This is a genomic window from Vibrio sp. ER1A (genome assembly GCF_000733315.1).
Classification (GTDB): Bacteria; Pseudomonadota; Gammaproteobacteria; order Enterobacterales; family Vibrionaceae; genus Vibrio; species Vibrio mediterranei.
This window is the reverse complement of the sequence record NZ_JPJA01000088.1, coordinates 395,634-415,950: the sequence shown is the minus strand read 5'-3', so window position 1 is coordinate 415,950 and position 20,317 is coordinate 395,634. Positions and strand designations below refer to the sequence as shown.

General features: G+C 46.0%; 4 protein-coding genes. 3 read left to right on the top strand and 1 reads right to left on the bottom strand.

The features are described from left to right. Positions 1 to 230 precede the first annotated feature (230 nt). From HW45_RS17390 to HW45_RS17380, 3 genes are read left to right on the top strand one after another with little or no spacing between them, the layout of a single operon-like run. Positions 231 to 1,853 carry an ABC transporter transmembrane domain-containing protein gene (locus HW45_RS17390; RefSeq protein ID WP_038228509.1) on the top strand — a complete coding sequence of 541 codons (1,623 nt, stop codon included), beginning with the start codon at positions 231 to 233 and terminating at the stop codon, positions 1,851 to 1,853. After that, positions 1,846 to 3,912, top strand: a complete 2,067-nt coding sequence (locus HW45_RS17385; RefSeq protein ID WP_051868198.1) for an ABC transporter transmembrane domain-containing protein — start codon at positions 1,846 to 1,848, stop codon at positions 3,910 to 3,912. Before HW45_RS17390 ends, HW45_RS17385 begins: the two co-directional genes overlap by 8 nt. Continuing rightward, positions 3,905 to 5,200 (top strand): HlyD family type I secretion periplasmic adaptor subunit, encoded by a 1,296-nt coding sequence (locus HW45_RS17380; RefSeq protein WP_038228507.1) that lies wholly within the window; start codon positions 3,905 to 3,907, stop codon positions 5,198 to 5,200. Before HW45_RS17385 ends, HW45_RS17380 begins: the two co-directional genes overlap by 8 nt. A gap of 64 nt (positions 5,201 to 5,264) precedes the next feature. On the opposite strand, the gene HW45_RS29350 is transcribed toward HW45_RS17380, so the two are convergent. After that, the gene (locus HW45_RS29350; RefSeq protein WP_051868197.1) at positions 5,265 to 19,997 is read right to left on the bottom strand and encodes a VCBS domain-containing protein; all 14,733 of its coding nucleotides are present in this window, start codon (positions 19,995 to 19,997) and stop codon (positions 5,265 to 5,267) included. Between the last annotated feature and the right edge of the window lie 320 nt (positions 19,998 to 20,317).

The following is a 20,317-nucleotide window of genomic DNA, read 5'->3' as shown; positions in this document are numbered from 1 at the left end:
CTGAATTCGGCAACAAAGCCCTTTCCTAATGGATAGTTTCGTATCTATATAACTTAACCTCCCTACGCAAACACTGTTATGAACTAGATATTGCTTTCAAGCACGCTATTCCTAGCAATAACTGTAGAACACTAAACCTCGATATATTGTGAATTTTTCCTTTCTTACTATTTGAAATATCGCTGCTTTTGTCCGAGTCTTAAAACATATGGATAAGAAATGAGCTAGGTATGGACACAACATTCTCCTCAGGTACTCAGGGCATTAGAAAAGTGCTGCTACCATCAGTGCTTATTAATATTCTCTCTCTTGCCGTTCCTTTAACGGTACTACAGATTTATGACCGCATTATCCCAAACCAAAGTTACGGCACGGCAACGTTGTTACTAGCTGGCGCTACAATAGCGGTTTTACTTGACGCCTTGCTTCGATACATCCGCTCTAGGGTGCTGGCTGCAGAATCTTCTATGCTTGAACAGCAACGTTACGCTGAAACAGTCAGGGCGCTGGCAACATCCCCCATCAAAGAGATTAAGCAGCTAAAAGTGGGAGGCGTTCAGAACGGGTTAGAAGCTATCGCAAAAATCAAAGACCTCTATTCAGGAGGTCTCCTATCTGGACTGATAGATATTCCTTTTGCGCTGCTGTTCCTATTTTTAGTGTACTACGTTGGCGGCAGCTTGGTAGCGGTACCTATTGTCGTTTGGGCTATTACATTCAGCTTCGTCTGGCTATCAGGTAGAAGAGCAAAACAACGAAGCTTAGCGCATGCTATAACCGAGGATGCAAGAGCGGGGTTTGTACTCAATCTCAACCGAAACATCCTTGGTATCAAACGTCAGGCCAATGAATATAAGACGTATGCAGCTTATAAGGGGATTAATCAGGAACATCGACTTACTCATTCGGAAGATGAACGAAAGAACGCCTTCGCTCAAGAATGTATCTATCTAGCGTCCTTGGGAACCTCCGTTCTTTTAGTCATAGCAGGAGCCTCACATGTTCTTTCTGGAGAACTAACAACGGGTGGGCTTGCTGCATGTTCCATCTTGGCTGGCCGAGCGGTAGCGCCACTTAGCGCACTGACTAACTTGAACATTCGTTATGCTAATATGCAAACCGCCATACAAAGCGTAAATGCGTTATTAAAACTCTCGCCTCAAAACCAAAACATAAGCGCTGCTTTGCCATCTTTTTCATCACTACATATGAATAATCTAGCGATAAAGCGCTTCTCAAAAACCTATGCTGTTAGTGCCAGTATTTCTTCAGGCTCAATCTGCCAAATTACCTGTCCAGATAAGGAAGCAGCCAGTCATTTTCTCACTACAATAGGAGGGGCCAATCAGGAGCATGCCGGTCAGATCTTGTTGGATACCGACACAACTTCTGCTTTGTCGCGACAATATTCAAGCTCTTACATAGGATCTCGTTCTTCAATTCTGCAAGGCTCTATTTTGGATAACCTATGTGGTTTTATGCCTGAGCTTTCTGAACGTGCCTTGGTATACAGCAAAACACTTGGCTTGTATGACGTGTTAACTCAGCTACCGGATGGCTTCGAAACCAAATTAGGGGATCTTCCGTCTATACCGTTAAGTCACAGCAGTATCCGATTGATCAACATTTGTTTTCAGCTAGCTCGCCCTACTTCCATTATATGTATTGATTTACCTGAACTGGACTTAGACATTGATACTTGGCCCAAGTTAGCAGAAATCCTCCATAAAGAAGCAAAAAATGGCCGAACCATATTTCTAGTCAGTTTCAATCACACCTTTACCTCTATATGCAATAACACGATCTTGTTGCAGCTTGATGTGCACGCTGAGCAGGGAGAAAACAATGAATAATATTGAAAAAGCCTCATTGTTATCACTCAGAACACTTGAGGTAAATAGCAACGTAGACGTGTTCGCTCATCAATGGGTGGAAGAAAATGGCCTCAATAATTTAGAAGACTATTTGAGTATGCTAGATCGACTCAATGTGCCTTATCGAATCGTCAATGCACAGCAACAGCTTCATACAAAACCTTATAAAGTGGCAGTCTTGGTCACCGACCAACAATTAGCCATCGCTCAACCTAAAGACCAAACCTTATTCGAAGTAACCAATAGCACCCCTTTTTCGTCTCAAGATTTAAAACAATTCAGCATCGCGATATTACTAGAGAACTCACCTCCTGATAAACCTGACCCCAACTGGATGGGAACTAGATTGGAGGCTTACAAAGCGGTAGTCCCAAGAGTTGCGTTAGCAAGTTTGTTTTCAAACTTATTCGCACTGGCGATTCCTTTCATCACAATGTCTATATACGACCATGTCATTGGTGGTGATGCCGCCCACGAACTACAGGGGATTGCAGTAGGTGCAGGCATTCTGTTTTTCATGCTTTGGTTACTCAGAGTAGTACGCAGCCAAACACTAACCACTGTCGCCAATCGAATAAGTCGCGAAATTTCCGATGCGCTCATTAAAAAGCTACTGACTGGAAGTTACAACGTATGTAAGGCAACCCCTCAACAAAGCCAAGTTAATCAATTGAGTTTTGCGGACAGAGTCGCTGGCGTTCTCGCTGGTCCTTTAGGAAATGCTCTGTTTGATATCCCATTTGTCCTGCTTTTCATCATAGCGATCGCTGTATTGGGTGGGTGGTTAGTCATTGTTCCTATTGTCGCCCTCACCCTGTATTACGTGGTCGCTCGTAGTAGTATCAAACATTCTGCTCTAAAGGCAAATCAATCCACCATTGCAGGAACCAACCGCCAAATGCTCATAGCCGAGTTATCTACCCACCTCGGCTTTATGCGTAGTAGCCAGCTTCTAGAAGGTTGGCTGTCTCGATTCGATAAAGCAAACCACTTGGCCGCTCAGAATGGCTTCAAACAGACGGTACACCAAGCGAAATATACATCCATTTACTACGCCATAGGTGTGATCTCGACGCTTGCTGTTGTTGGTTTGGGCATAGACTTGATTTTTAACCAAGTGATGTCGGCAGGTGGACTGATTGCAACCATGATGTTGATTTCACGAGTAACAGGGCCGGCCCAAACCCTAGCTAACAGCGCTTTTAGGCTTCAGCAGCTTAAGCAAACACAAATGACGATCAATCGAACGCTCACTCTAAATTCGGAAGAAGCATATCGATATCAACATCATACTTTGCCAAGTTCACCGCCACGGATTGAACTCGACCAAATTACTCTCCGCTATGCTAAACAGGCTAAACCGGCTCTTAGTGGGGTAAGTGCAGTCATAGAGCCAGGAGAAATCATAGCCATTACAGGGCCCTCTAACAGTGGTAAAACAAGCCTTATCGACACTATCGCAAGTTTCCAACCAGTGCAAAACGGTGTCGTTAATATCAACGGTATTAACCTAAGCCAATACGCGCCATTGCTCTATCGCCATTGGATGTTCTACAAAGCTGCTCATCCTCAAGTGCTCCTGACTAACATCCGTGAATGGTTCTCGGATAAACAAGAGATACAAGATTCAGAAATTATCCATGCTATTGAGCAAGCAGGTGGTAAAGATTGGCTTAACTCATTACCAGCTGGACTTGATACCAAACTCACCGAATTCTGGCCTGCCAGTATGTACGATTTATTGTCACGTTATGAAGCTAGAATGTTGATTGCTGCAAAAGCCCTCGCCATTCATTACCCTCTCTATTTGCTCGATAACCCTCTTCATGACTTGTCACCTAAGTCCGTTGAACTGTTTAAGACCTTCCTTAATAAAAAAAGAGGTCACTCTACAATTCTATTCAGTTCACAAGATCCCGAGTTAATTAAGCTAGCAGACAAAGTTATCGTCTTAAACCAAGGCGCTGTCGCCTACTTTGGTGCCCTGAACGAAGAGAACAATAGTGACAGCACAATGGAGGTCGCTGCCAATGAATAAATCTCAGTATGCTGAAGCAATCGAATCACAACAGACCAAGAAGCTATTGTCTGTAATCACTTATTCAATCGCCTTGTGTGTGATTGCATTTGGTACTTGGTCAGCTGTAACTCAAGTTGATGAAATTGCCAAGGCAAAAGGCACGGTCGTCCCAGAAGGTGAGCGTCAGATCATTCAAAGTGATATTGGTGGCAAATTGAAAACCATTTCTGTCGCAGAAGGCGATATGGTCGAAGAGGGTCAAGTGTTGGTTGAGTTTGATGCGACCTTCCAAACAACAGCCTTGGAGGAATTGAAAGCTCAACAAGCTTCTCTCAATTTAACTATAGAAAGATTATCTTCACTTATTGACGAGCGCGAGCCTAATTTTGATTTATACCAAAGCCAATATCCAGAACTCGTTGCACAGCAGAGAGCTCAGCGCAGCGCGCAAATTGCTCTTTACTATCAAAAACGGATAGTGCTAGAAAAAGAGGCGGAGCAAATCGCAGAACAATTACGCAGTACAGAAAAAGCCATTCCAGCTTACGAACGCCAGTTAAGCGCGTCAAAACAAGAGCTCAGCATACTTCAAAAAGGACAAAAAAGCGGTAATATTTCAAGACTTCGTGTTCTTGAAATGCAGCAAAAAGTAGCCTCTATTGAACAGCAAATTGAAGAAGCGAGGGGTAAAAAAGCTCTGCTAATCAAACAGGCAGATTCTAATGATGAAAAGATCTCCCAGTTGCTCGCAGAAGCCAAAGTCGAGGTAGCCGATCAGCGCTCGAAAGCTGCCTCTGAACTCTCTGCACTAGAAGCTCGTGTTCGCTCTGGAGAAGCGAAGCTGACTAATACTGTTTTGACGTCACCACTACAAGGTTTAGTTCAAAGTATACCGAGTACAAAAGTTGGTGCTGTAATTCAGCCAGGGGGAACCGTGGTCGAAATCGTGCCAATTGGAGGCACGGCAGACTTTAAAGCTCAGCTATCTCCGAGAGATATAGGTTTTGTTAACGAGGGACAAAGTGCGAGAGTCAAAATTGATGCCTACGACTATAGTCGATTCGGAGCTCTTAAAGGTATCGTAGAGTCCATCTCCCCTACAACCAGCAAGGATGAGAAAGGCAATATCTTCTACGAAGTCACCATTGCAGTCGAGAAGCCCTACTTTAGGGACGACCCAGATAGATTTGCGTTGTTACCGGGAATGACCGGTGAAGTGGATATCACCACTGGCGAAAAAACGGTGTTCCAATATCTGTGGAAACCGATATTCACAAATATCAGCCGTGCCTTTGGTGAGCGATAATCTTCTCAATCATTAATATTCGCTAGTTTGACTAACGCCCTTGATGAACAAGGGCGTTTTGTTGTTAGCGAGTCGGATCATCTGGTAACGTTGGATCTTGCATATCTTGATGGTCACTATCGATATCTTGGAAGTGCTCAATATCACTTTGAGCACCATGATGCGCCACATCACTTTGATGTTGGGTCGTAATATCATGCTGCTCCACGTCATCAAGTACAATATCAAGATCATCAGGCAACGCGCTTTGCTCTATAGGCTGAAGCCCCTCTTGCTGAGTAATGCCTAATTTATCCAGATAGTTTGAAGCATCATGTTGCTGATGATCGTCATTACCCGACGTTGCATCGCTAATTCCTAGTGCAGACATTATCGTTAGAGACTCTCCATCCGCTACCGCGTTATCGTCCATCGGTTCATCATTCAAAACTGGAGGTGGTGGAGGCGGCGGTGGGCTGATATGGCTATGTGTGTGTCCTTGAAGGTCTTCAGTCGTAACAGCACTTACCCCTGTTGCTGAGTTGTGGGTTGTCACTTCCGTTGCAAAGTAGTGATGGCTGCCACTTATAGGCTGAGATGAAACCAGCGTAACATGTCCGTTTGTAGGCACGGTGTAACTGCCATCTGGGTTTGCGTGAATCGTATGTCCAGCACTTTGCAAAGTGACATGAGTTTGCAAATGCGTTATCCGGATATCCGTGACAGTTTCATCATGAGAAGACAGCTGAGCTTGGATGCTTACATCACATTCATAATGCCCCTGGCTTTGAACAGGAAAGTTCGCAGGAAGGTGCCCTTTTAGTACAGTGCCATCACCCAGAATGATGTTTTCAATACTTTCTATCTCCATCTCTTCATGCCCATCACTGAGCTTTTCACCATGGTCACGCAAGCGTGGTGCGTTTTGGCGATTATAGGCACCAAGGATTAGCGTGTCTGAACCATGCCCCCCCTCAATCTCCTTGTCTGTCAGGCTACCGCCGATATAAAGAATGTCATTACCACTCTTCAGTTCGGCTTCCTCTGTTAAGCGCCCTTGCACAATAATAATGTCTGAGCTGCCATGCCCATTTATCTCATGGTGCCCGCTCGCCGTTGTGGCGGACTGCCCTATACGGTGAGCGTAATCTCGGACTGTGGTGGCAGTTATGGTTGGGGTTACATGACGAGCATGCCGAGCATCAACAGACACACTGATTGTCGGCGGCGTGTAAGGCACAGGGTCAGTATGACCATTAATGGTCATGGTAACTTGTTGGCTGGTTTTCCCACCATGTCCATCATCCACCAGCACAGTAAAGGTGTCATGCAGCACATCACCATCATTTAACGCGTTAACGTGTGAGTTGGCATTGTCGAGATGATATGTCCAAGTATTACTATGACTATCCAGTTGTACCGAACCATAACTCGCACCATGACTTGGATCGAGGCTCAAACTGAGCGTATCCCCATCGGTATCATGTGTCGTCAGTTGTCCGGTTGAAGTTAAGTTGCCATCTTCGCTCACCACGTGTCTGCCTGCACTTTGACCTGGTTGCACTTTTTCTGAAACCGTCGGGACATCATTGGTTCCGGTGATCGTGATCACTATGTCATGCGCAGTGCCATCTTTTGCTTGAACGGTAATAGTTTCTGTATCCGTCTCGCCTTGCTTAAGCTGCTGCACAACAGGGTGATTGTTGTAAAGGTTATAGGTCCAGTGACCATTACTATCAATGTGCGCATGCCCATACCCTTTACTGCCGACAATACCCACACCGCCTTGCACCGCAATAAAACCTTGCGTGCCGTCAGGGTCCGCTACATTTAATACCCCTGCTGTTTGGGTATGAATATCTTCTTGCGCTCGACCCGTTGAATCACCTGTGAATACAGCAGGGTCAGGAACTGCAACGATATTAATTAAGTACATTCCAGGCTTAGAATCAGTATGACCATCGTTTGCCGTATATCCAATGCCCCCTAAGCCACTCGTATTAACACTATGGTAGTTCAGTGTTGGGGTATAGATTAATGAAGCCAAATCCGCAGCGGCCACGTCATCACCAACAGAAATTGCCTGCCCGTTGAGCGTCAGTGAACCATGAGCGATGCTGGTAATGGTGATGTGATGCAGTGCATCTCCATCAACATCTGCGAATTTGAAGTCGGCTTTGGTAAAGCTGTGAGGTATATCTTCCAGTAAACTGTTAAAGCTTGAACCAACCGTCGGCGCATCATTTATCGCATTCACATCGATGACCATGGATGCGCTCGCCGAGTCTTGATGACCATCATTAGCACGGAACTCAAAATGCGCATAATTAGCGCCGCTCTGATTTTGTATCGGTGTGAAGGTTAAATGCCCCGCGTCTAGGTCTGCTTTAGAAACTTGTTGATTGGCAGTGACAGCCACACCACTCAAGGTTAACAGACCGTGGGAAGGTAACTGGGTAATCGTGATGTGGTTTAGCGCATCATGATCAGCATCTTGGTAGCCAAATTCTGCAGCGGTGAATGTATGACTTTGGTCTTCATCGCTAATGACCGTTTGTGGTGTCACCGTTGGTGCATGTTGAGCTGGCGGCTTAACCTCTATGGATAGCGTATTTTGAGAGGAATCATTAACTGGAGTACCACCATCGTCTCCAACTCTATACACCATGCTTGGCACTTTCCCAGTGAAGCCCGCTTCAGGAGTAAAGATATAGTGACCATTGGCTTCTATGGCCAGTGTACCAATTCCCGCTATGGCGTGAGGGTGACCTGGAGTGACAGCCACGTAATTCCCCGACACAGGATCTTGTATCTGTATATCGTGCAGAACAAGGTGAGCATTAGAGTCTGAGTCTGTCGCCGCTGCCGCTGTACCTTGTGAGGTGCCTACACCAGAAATGAGATTACCCTCAATGGGCCCCGTATTTTGAACGCCTGAGTCCGTGAAGCTATGTATCGTTGGTCTATCCGTCGAACCACTAATAGTCACTGTAATCGAGTGTTTAGTGCCGTCTATCGAGGTAACCTCGATACTGTCAGTTAAGGTTTGGCCGTTATCTAAATCCTGAATGTTTGAATCGCTGTTGTCGGCAGTATAGACCCATGCCCCATCTGGTTTAATCAAGAAGTGACCATAGGTACCATCTTGCGATATTTGGTTCTGACCTTTGAGGTCTAGTGCCGCTTCGCCTTGTCCGTCAACATCAGAGATCACAAGGCTTCCACGACAGAATAGTGCATCTTGAATGGTGGCTGAACCGGCAAATCGAGTATTGTGTTGAAGGTTGGTATCCTCAACAAGGCTTGCTGAATCACCAGTAAATGTTGCTGCATCATTAACGGCAGCTAAGTTCATTGTGGCGGACGTCGATACTGAAGCGCCATGCTCGTCTTGAACGTCATAATTGAACTGCACAGACCCATGATAGTCTCTCTTTGGTGTAAAACTGAAAGTACCATCATGGTTGTCGACAACTACGCCATGGTCAACCGTTAGATTGTGAACCGACAACTGACTATTGCCATCAACATCGGTGGCGTGCGCTATTAAGTCGGAAGCCGTGAAAACAACCGGTGTATCTTCTCTACCTTGTGGTATGGTAACTGGTGACGTCACCATTGGAACATCGTTTGTGCCGTGAATGGTTAGAGTAATTGTATGTTTGTCGCCACCGGCACTTTGTACTTCATATTCAACTTGAGCGGTTTCACCTTGATTCAAGTGCTGAACATTTGCGTTTGGTACACTGTACGTCCAATGTCCAGTTTGCCCAATTGAAAGGCTACCACCGAATGGATCATGAAGCGTGTGAGCGTTAAGTGTAGCGTGGAAATGGTCTTGCCCAGAATCGGGATCGGTAACATCGAGAATTCCGGTAGTCGTAATTGTTTGTGGACTATTACCTTGTACGTGTCGATCTTCAGTTACGCTTCCAGTGTCTTGACCAAAAAATGCAGCTTTGTCTTCCACCGGTGCAATGTGAATTGCATTACTTACTTCATTTGACTCTGCATTTACCGCGCCTGAGTCATCGATCATTGTGTATTTGAAACCCGCGTGACCATTAAAATTAGCTACAGGTCGAAAAATGAGCTTGGAAATATCGGCTGAATCGATGAGTTGACCAGTTGTGATTGCGTGGCCATCTAACAAGAATTGCCCTTGGGTAGGATCGGGTAACCCTGTCATTTTTATCTGAGCTAAATGGTCTCCATGGTCTAAATCCCTATAACCAAAATCAGAAACTTTCATTTGGTAGTCATGGTCTTCAATACCATTCACACTGTGGGTAAAACTAGCGTAGGGGGCATCGTTTGTCCCCGTCAATGTCACCTCAATTACATGGGGAGTACCATCTTTAGAGTGGACGGTGAACCGATCGTGAACAACCTCACCCTCACGCAATTGATCAAGGTGAGCATTGTTGTAACTATAGCGCCAGCGCCCATCGGGCCATGCCATAAAATCTCCATACTGACCATTGGTATGAAACGATGACATAGGTGGATCGACGCGTACTAAAACAGACTCACCCGCATCCGGATCTCTAACGGTTAGAAAGCCATCTACGTGTTTTTCGACAACGCTACCAATGCCTCTATCTTCAGTAACACTTAAACTGTCGCCCGACCAATGCCCCAGCGTCCCGGGAGTAATTACCGCAGCATCACCCACGCTGGATAGAGTCATTGATGCTGTTTGTGCGGCGGATGCCCCGTGTTCATCTTGCACTTGGTAGTGGAATTGAACGGAACCATTATAATTTTGCTCTGGCGTAAAGCCAAAAGTGCCATCATGATTGTCAACAACTACACCATGATCAGACGTCAAGTTATGAACCGACAATTGACTGATGTCATCAATATCAGTGGCATTCGCTAATAAGTCTAATGCTTGTATTAACACAGGTGTATCTTCGCTGCCTTGTGGCAGTGTAATTGATGATGTCACCACTGGTGCGTCGTTGGTACCCTCAACCGTTAAGGTCGCCGACTGTGGTGTCTGTCCTCCATGCCCATCATCGACAAGATAATTCACTACAACTTGCTGTGTCTGTCCTGCGGCGAGATGCTGAAAGGTCGAGTGTGTTGCATCAACAATCACAGAGTGCCCGTCAGCACCTGTGGACAGTCCGTCAGGAAGACTCGTCGTCGCGGTAGCACCATCGACTGAATATCGGAGTTGGGATACAGACAACGTATCCCCTTCTTTGTCTGTTGCGCCGACTAGGAGATCAACGGCATGATTATTAGTTGAGTCCTCCTTGACCCTATCAGTAATTGGCTGAACATCCGGACGGTCATTGACGGCAGCTAGAGTCGTGTTTGCTCCTGTATGCGCAATTCCGCCATGTCTGTCAGCAACATCGTAAGTAAAATGAACCGAGCCATTGTAATTAGGTTCTGGATTGAAGGTGAAACTGCCATCTGAATTAGAGGTGATACTACCGTGATCTGCCGTTAGATTTTGGGCATGCAGCCAACCTCTGTCGTTTGAATCGACATCTGTAGCGTTGGCGATAAGTTGTGCCTGCGTAATATGTATTGACGAGTCTTCTTTACCAGACGGTAAAGTCACCTCACCACTCACCACTGGCACATCGTTATTACCATGAACAACGACCGATACACTCTGTGAGACTTTACTTCCATCAGTAGACACAGCCTCAATGGTAAAGTGCTCCCAGTATTCGTCCCCATCGCCTAACTTTGTCGCTTTGCTCTGGTCTACGTCATAGTGCCATTGACCATCAGCACTTAGATGGAACGAACCATACTGACCACTAACACCACTTGTAGGTGTAACTATCCAGCTTACGGAGTCATGAAGGTCAGTATCATGAGCCGTTACACTTCCTGCAACAGAGGCGCCTGTTTGAGCATTCTCTAAAACATGACCAAGTTCCGATTTCGAATCAATGACGACCCCATCCTCGGTACCACTTACTTTGACGGTAATAGGAAATTCAGTGCCGTCAGTGGCGATTAACTTGATCGATTCCGTGAGTGATTCACCGTGCTTTAACTCTTGAACGTGAACATTAGAGTTGTCGCCAATATAACTCCATGAATGCTCACCCGCATGCGGCCCACTCCCTATGGTATGAAACTGAAACTTACCATACGGAGTGGTCACATCTAGGTCACTGCCCAGATCCCAGGTATATTGTTGCCCGGCAAATTCAACCGTCACTTGTGTATTGGGGCTGTCCACGTCTGTGATTTGCAACGCTTGCCAGTCGACGGCATCCATAATATTTACATTGGTCGACATATGTGTGGCGACATCTTCCGTGGCTACGCCATGGTCAACGCCAGTAAATTGAGTTTTGTCTTCAACCGGTGCCAGCGCGAGCGTTGCATCGGCTGGTGTGGAAGCGCCGTGATTGTCCGTAACATTGTAATTAAATCGAACGGGGCCGTTGTAATTAATCTCCGGCGTGTAGGTAAAGGTACCATCACGGTTGTCTACAACAGATCCATGGTCTGTGGATAATGACGTTACGCTGAGCCTATCGTAGTCGTCAACGTCTGTTGCGTTTGCGAGAAGGTCACTACTGTGAAGTACGATACTCTGATCTTCTTTTCCAGGTGATAAAGCGACCGAGCTACTGACCACAGGGGCATCGTTGGTTGGAATAATACTCAACCGCAGATTATGAATCGAATACAGCCCCTCGCTATCGGTCACTTTAATCGGTATGACGACATGCTCATCACGGCCTGAAGACAGTGAGTTGTGTTGATAGGCTTTGTCGGAAGGATCAAAGGTATAGGTACCGTCTGACTTCAATGAAAAACCAGGGGGCGTGCTCATAGCCGTGTACACAAGGGATTTTTGATCACCCAAGTCTGGATCCATGCCATACAACTTTCCGTTGAGAACTTTATCATCCTCAAACATATAATGATGCAGGCTAGCACTTGCGATCGTAGGTTTATCACTGGTTCCTTCAATCGTGAACTCAACTTGTTTTGTCGTACCGTCCTGACTTTTTATCGTAAAGACTTCCTTAACCGATTCTCCGTCTCGTAAATGATCAACGTTGTAGTTATTTACATCATAAAAATAGTTACCACCTTTGTTGACTTGCAGTATTCCTCCAAGGTTACCTTTATAGAAGGCATTCATACCAAGGAAAGTTGTCGCAAAAAAGGATTCTGAAGCACCATCAGGATCGACAACAGTAAAGTGCCCTTCTGAATGCAGTGTTGTGGTACCCGCTAATACATGATCCTCCTTCAGCGTAGCTCCAGAAGCGACAATATTTGCAGCATCATCAACTGCAGTAAGGACGAGGTTAGCGCCTGTGGCTGTCGAGCCACCATGCGCATCCACTACATCATAGGTAAAGTGCACTTGTCCGTTGTAGTCTTTGGTGGGTGTAAAAGTATAAGTGCCGTCTTGATTATCTCTGATAGAACCATGATCAACATGAAGATTATCTACATGTAGCTTGCCCGCATCACTACTATCAACGTCGATAGTATTGGCCAGCAACTGCGCTTGAGTGATCGTTTGTACCTGATCCTCTTTTCCAGAATTGAGTTGCACCTCTCCAGAAGCGAACGGAGAATCATTATCACCGTGAATGGTAATAACAACATCATGAGTCGTGCCATCCGCACTTCGGATGGTAATGGTATCGGTTAGGTTTTCGCCTGTATTGAGTTCATCGATTTTGCGACCTACCGCGCTATTCCCTACATCAACGCTATAATACCAATCACCGTCAGGCTGCAGTATTAAGCGACCATACTGCCCAAAATACTGATAAGCAGGCGCATTGTTATCAAAGTGTGCCTCGCCAGAATCATGATCAACAATGTCCAGTTTTCCTGAGGTATGTATCGAGTCATTCCATAAGTGGGAAATAATCCCCCTCTGATAATCAGGAGAGCGGTCGGCATAGGTTGACTCGTAGACATCTCCACTATCAGCACCAGTAATCTGCGCTGCATCATTGGTGCCTGTTACAGTGATATTGAGATCTTTAGTCGTGCTTGCTCCATGCTCATCCGTGACGGTAACTGGAATGGTGAGAGTCTGAGTCTGACCTTTCGCTAGGTGGTCGTAGCTCGCATTGGTTGGATCAAACGTGTAGCTGCCGTCAGCATTGAAAGTTAGCCCATCCACAGACTTAGCAATGGAGTAGACTAATGTCGCACCGTGGTCGATGTCACTTCCCTGAATCTGGCCATTAAGCAGCGAACCATCTTCATCCACGGTTTGAGTTTGCGCGACTAAAGTCGGTTTATCATTGGTACCCACGATATCGACAGTAATCACATGGGTGTCACCGCCAAGTGTTTGTACCTGATATTGAACGTGCTCTGTTTGACCTTGAGCTAAATGTTGTAAGTTTCCATTCGGGACGCTGTAAATCCACCCGCCCGCTTTGTCTATTGAGAGGCTGCCACCATAAGGATCGCTAATCGCATGAGCATTCAAGGTTTGATGGAAACCACGTTGACCGATATCCGGATCTTTTGCATCTAGAACACCGCTAGTAAATACTGTGTGTCTTGCGTCACCTTGCACGTGAAGATCTTCTGTCACTGAGCCAGTGCTTTGACCGGTAATGATTGCCACATCATCGGTGCCCTTAACGAGTATTTCCACTTTTTGGGTCGCTCGGGAACCGTCACTAGAAATAGCGACGATGTTAAATACCTCAGCCTTACCATCACCACTTCTTAGTGAGTCGACTTTTGAAGCATCCAAGTCATAGTGCCAATGTCCAGAACGATCGACATAAAAGGTTCCGTAGCTGCCTGCTTGAGATGAAGCAGAGCCTGCTAGTTCAAAGGAAACTTGATCGCCCTTATCGAGATCGTGTGCCTGAAGCATCCCAACAACCGTCGTTTTAATATCTTCGACCGCTGTGCCTATAGCCGCTGTTAGCGCATCTGGAGTGTCAATAATGACATGATCGTCTTGACCTTGGATGGTCGCTGTTACCGGAATTCGAGTACCATCTTTTGTGATGAGCACCATGGTGTCTTGAAGCTGCTGCCCAGTTTTCAGTCCTTGTATTTCTGGGTTAGTGTTATCGGCAGTGTAGCTCCATTTGTTGTGACCGTCGGTGCTGTGTGTCGTTGAGAAATAGCCATGGTTTGCAGTCAGACTCATACCAAAATCTGCTGGCACTGCATGCTTGATGCCATTCACTTCAATAAAGGCGACTTCAGCCTCTGAAGCACTATCCACATCGGTGACATCTAAATTCGTCCAACCAGACCAGAGTTGCCCAGCGGTACCCGATCGCAAATGATCCTCTGTCACCGAACCTGAACTCTGTCCAGCAGCCAGTACACTTGCGTCATTGGCAGATGCAAGATCGAGCGACGCACCTGTCGGTGTTGAGCCTCCGTGCGCATCAGTGATGTCGTAACTGAAATGCACTTTGCCGTGATAGTTCAGTTCTGGCGTGTAAGTATAGGTTCCGTCGTGGTTATCGCGAATAGAGCCATGGTCAGCAAGCAAGTTGGCGACCGTCATCAATCCTGCATCGTTACTGTCGACATCAACAGCATTCGCCAGCAAATCCGCCTTGGTGAAGGTCTGGCTGACGTCCTCTTTGCCAGACTGCAAGGTAACTTCTGATGAAACGTAAGGAGCATCATTATCCCCGTGTATGGTGATAACAATGTCGTGAGTGGTTCCATCTTTGGAATGAACGGTAACCGTATCGGTGAGAGTTTCCCCTTGACCCAACTGGTCGATTGTTGAGCCTACTGTGGTTTTGGTGGAGCCTAAGTGCCAATCATGAGTACCCGCAGCAACGGCATAGTCCCAATGCCCATCTGGACGAAGCAGTAAGTGCCCATATTGACCGCTATATGAATACACCTTGCCATTAGGGTCAAACTCGCTTTCACCAGAATCAGGATCCACAATCGTCAGTTGACCGCTTGTTGTCAAAGTGTCTTGACCAATAACCCCAATGCCGGGCTGTGCATAGTCAGGAGACTTATCCTGCCCTGCTTGATTCTCATGTACATCACCAGTATCCACGCCTCCAATAACCGCGGCATCTCCTTTACCTTGGAGGTTTATGGTCAAGTTTTGCGTCGAGCTTGCACCATGTTCATCGGTCACCGTCACCGGAATATCTATGATCTTGTGCTCGCCGTCTTTGAGCTGTTGATAGCTAGTATGCGAAGGGTCAAACGAGTAGCTGCCATCGGCGTTAAATGTCAGCCCATCAATAGCGTGAGCTATCGAATATGTGAGCGTCGCACCGTGGTCAATATCTCGGCCTTGCATCTGTCCATTAAGACTGCTTCCATCTTCTGTCACTGACTGTGTTTGTGCACTGAGTGTTGGCGCATCATTAGTGCCGTGTATATTCACTTCAATCGTAAAGGTCGTCCCATCTTTCGCGCGAACCACGCATTGATCGGTAAGCACTTCACCTTGGCTTAATGATTGAACTTGGGGCTGATGGTCTCGGATCGTGTAGGTATAGTGACCATCTCGCATCAACAAAATATGGCCGCCAAGCTTGGTATCATAACCTATGCCGTTATAGGTTTGCGGACCGTAGTTAATATCAAACTCCGCTTCCCCTTGATCGGGGTCGACGATGTTGAGTTTACCTTCAAAGTGAAGCTCATCAAGGGTATCGATATACCCCCTATCTTCTGTAACACCTGCTAAATGATGGTCGGTTGATGCGTAGCTTATTTGCGCATTATCTGAGACAGGCTTGAGCACCGAGTTCGCTGAGGTGACAACACTTCCACCATGGCCATCATGAACTTCGTAGTTAAAGCGCACTGGTCCGTTATAGTTGAGTTCTGGGGTAAATGTGAACGAACCATTGTGATTATCTGTAATGGTGCCAGCGGAAGAACCATCAGCCTTAAGTGCGACAAGGCTGGCGACTGATAGATGACCTGCGTCGTTAGCATCAACATCCGATGCATTGGCAAGCAAGGCGGCACCGCTGATAATATAAGGCTTGTCTTCATGACCAGGTGGCAATGTTACGGCCGAAGAGACGTCTGGGTCATCATTGGTGCCATGTACCGTCACAGTAATGACTTTTTGCGCAGAACCATCTTTTGATTCAACGGTAAATCGCTCTTGAAAGCTCTCTCCCTTACCTAGCTGCTGAATCGCAGGCAAGCTGTTATCAATGTGATATTGCCACATGCCCGTTTCTGTCACAGTGAAGTGACCTCCGTGGGTCGACACTACCGTTTGAGGCTTCAATTGGTCGTCATCATGGTCAGGGTCAATGGCCTTGACGATACCCGTTGCAAACAGCTCTGTAGGGTATGCCGGAGACGTCATCGAGTCTTCATGTAAGTGATTGTCTGTCGTGCCGTAATTAACGACAATCTGAGCGTTATCTTCTTCACCATGAATCGTCACGGTGACGGGTTTTGTTTGCCCATCGGCGGTCTTCACATTGAAGGTTTCGGTGATACTCTCACCAGGTTTTAATGCGGCCACCGTTTTTTGAGCATTGGCAGTACCCACATAATTGCCTTGAAGAAAATACTCGTAGTGCCCATCTGCACGCAACGCGAGAGCACCCAATCGAGAGCTAGATTGATAGATCATATCGACGAACTGAGGGTTGTCGGTCGTATCGATATCCGTCAGTTGAAGTGCCCCTTTGATAGAGGTGCCGTGATAGGTGTGCTCGGCAGCAGCTTCACCGATATTTATCGAACTCGAAACCAGCTGCGCCTTATCATCGGTACCGACTATTTTTACAGTGACACTTTGAGGTGTTGAAGCCCCGTGGCTATCCGTGACTTTGTAACTCAGTTCAAACGTCGCAACCTCGCCTTGCGCAAGATGCTGGAATGTAGAACTGGAAGGGTCAATCTGCAGGTGTCCATTGACTATGCCGAAGCCATCTGGAAGCCTCTCTATATGTCCATTCACCTTAACTTGAAAAAGACTACCCACGCTGAGCGCGTCACCATCCACATCTTGAGCTTGGGATAATAAGTTGATGTCAAGGTGTTGAGACTGGTCTTCATGGAACTGAGCGGTTATCGGGGTTACTGTCGGCTTATCGTTAGTTCCTTCGATAACAAAAGACAGCTCTTTTTGATCTTGCCCACCCGCAGTATCAGTTACAATGACAGTTGTTTTCACAGTTTGTGTGTCGCCAACTGCTAAATGCTGGTACGAGGCGTGACTAGGATCGAAGGTGTAACTGCCATCTGGGTTAAACGTCAGGCCATCGATAGGGGTTGAGGTGGTGTAAGTCAGTAGGTCTTGGTCCACATCGGTGGCGACCATTTGACCATGGAAAACCGCGCCATCTTCTTTAAATGACTGCGACTGCCCTGCCATCATTGGCAAGTCGTTCGTACCCGTAATGGTAAACTTGAGGTCCTCTCGATGCGAACCGCCAGCCGTATCGGTCACGGTGACCATGGTAGTAACGACTTGAGTATCACCTTTTGAAAGGTGCTGATAAGAGGCGTGACTAGGATCGAAGGTATAACTGCCATCTGAGTTGAATGTCAGACCATCAATTGGGTTTGAAGTGGTGTACGTCAGTAAGTCTTGGTCAACATCGGTAGCGACCATTTGACCATGGAAAACCGCGCCATCTTCTTTAACTGACTGCGACTGCCCTGCCATCATTGGCAAGTCGTTCGTACCCGTAATGGTAAACTTGAGCTCCTCTCGATGTGTACCGCCAGCCGTATCGGTCACGGTGACCATGGTCGTAACGACTTGAGTATCACCTTTTGAGAGATACTGATAAGAAGCATGGCTTGGATCGAAGGTGTAACTGCCATCTGGGTTAAACGTCAGGCCATCGATTGGGGTTGAGGTGGTATAAGTCAGTAGGTCTTGGTCCACATCGGTGGCGACCATTTGACCATGGAAAACCGCACCATCTTCTTTAACTGACTGCGACTGCCCTGCCATCATTGGCAAGTCGTTCGTACCCGTAATGGTAAACTTGAGCTCCTCTCGATGCGAACCGCCAGCCGTATCAGTCACGGTGACCATGGTACTAACGACTTGCGTATCACCTTTTGAAAGGTGCTGATAAGAGGCATGGCTCGGATCGAAGGTGTAACTGCCATCTGAGTTGAATGTCAGGCCATCAATTGGGGTTGAAGTGGTGTACGTCAGTAAGTCTTGGTCAACATCAGTGGCCACCATTTGACCATGGAAAACCGCGCCATCTTCTTTTAATGACTGCGACTGCCCCGCCATTACCGGCAAATCATTGACGCCATCAATTTCTATCTTTATCTCGTGAGTCGTTCCATCAACCGATGCTACAGTAAACGTTTCATGTAGCTCATCACCTTTACCTAATTGTTGAACTGCAGCTTGTAAGTTATTAGCTTCATAGCTCCAATGACCATTAGCATCAATATTCAAACTACCAAATTGACCGACAAGTACTTGTGACGCAAAGTGTGCTTCGCCTATGTCAGTATCAACAATCGTTAGGTCGCCTTGCGTCTTTATGCTGCCATTTTTGACATGCAAATCTTCTACGACTGCACCGGAGTCGATCCCAGAAATGACAGCATTATCATCGCTCCCACCGATAACGATTTGGATATTTTGACTCGTGTGGTCAGCGGTATGGATTGATATTGTTTCAGTTATTTTCTGTTGAGAAGAGAGCTGCTGTACTGCATGGAGGCTGTTATCAACTTGATATTGCCAGTGCCCTTGCTCATCAATAGTTAATGTCCCAAATCGCCCTTTTATTACCTCCGCTAACGTGTGCGATTCACCATAGTCGATATCATGTACTTGAACTTGTCCTGCAACGGTAAGTAAACCAGAGGAGTCAACATTAATGTCTTCTTGAATGTGACCAGAAACTTTACCTGTAACATTAGGGATGTCATTAGTACCCGTTACTTGAATAACAAAGTTTGCATGAGACGTCAGTCCCACTGAATCCGTCACAGTTACGGGTACTGTCAGTTCTTTAACTTCGCCCTCTTTCAAGCTCTGATAAACAGTATCCGTCGGATCAAAAGTGTAAGTGCCATCTGGATGCAGTGTTAAACCATCCACCTGAGTATTGGTAGCAAAACTTATGGTTTCATTGGTGTTTTTATCTGCTGCAATCAATTGACCGTGTACAATCAGTCCGTCTTCTTTCACTTGCAATTGCTGGTTAAGAAACTTCAGATTATTAGCGACATACTGTTGAGTAGGTCCCGGAGCTCCAAGTAAATCGCCTTGCTCATTTTCAGATGACTGCTGATTTTCGTGATTATCTGCATTCAGCAAGCTTTTACTTTTACCTTTGGCAGAAGGTTCATTATTGTTCTTTGCCAACAAGTCGCTTTCAGCAGAGCTTTTAGAGCCGTCTATGGATGATGAGAAATGTTCTTTCGTTGTTACTTGGATAATTTTAGGGTCATGGCCAAAAAGTAAATGCGGATTTGTAATGGCGTGAACATGATAATGATTCAGTTGGAGTCGAGCACTAGGGGTTATTTTATTACCTTCCTCTATCGCCAAATTTGCTTTTGGTTCAATGAGTTCTTGTTTTGACACTAAATTGCTTGAGCTTACTTTAGGCGACTCTGAATGAATAGCTTGATGCTCAGTATCAACAAGCTGCTCAGTGCTAAGCAGACTTTCACCGTTTTGAGCACTTGCATGTCTAGTAGCTAGAGAAGGTAATATCAGAGCTAAAGCAGGAGGCAAACCGACTTGGTATCGCAAGGTACTAAAAAGTCGACGTTTTTTTTCGTTTTTTTTCTGGTTCTTACGACTAACGGTCTTTTGGGGTAGAGTTTCCTTTATACTCTGGCCGCTTTTGGTCTTCGCTTTATCACTCTTTTTATCCGTCATTCGTCCATTCCTAACTTCTAACTCTTTCATAAAGTTAAGGATATGGATGACGATTTTGCTAATTATTCTTATCGGTTTTGCTTATTTTTCTATATAGAATCAAAACAAGAATTTCATAACAAGTTGGTCTAAGTCAGCAAAACAAATCAAGTTAATATAAACGACAATAAGTACTGCGATCATCAAGTAGTAACAAGCCCGTTTTGTTGTATCACTTAGTTGTCGATTCATTGTAAAGAGCATGTCTTACCTCTCTTGTTGCGTAGACCCATACATAAAAACAATAATCATTGAAAATGACAGCAGTGTTATTTGGCTTC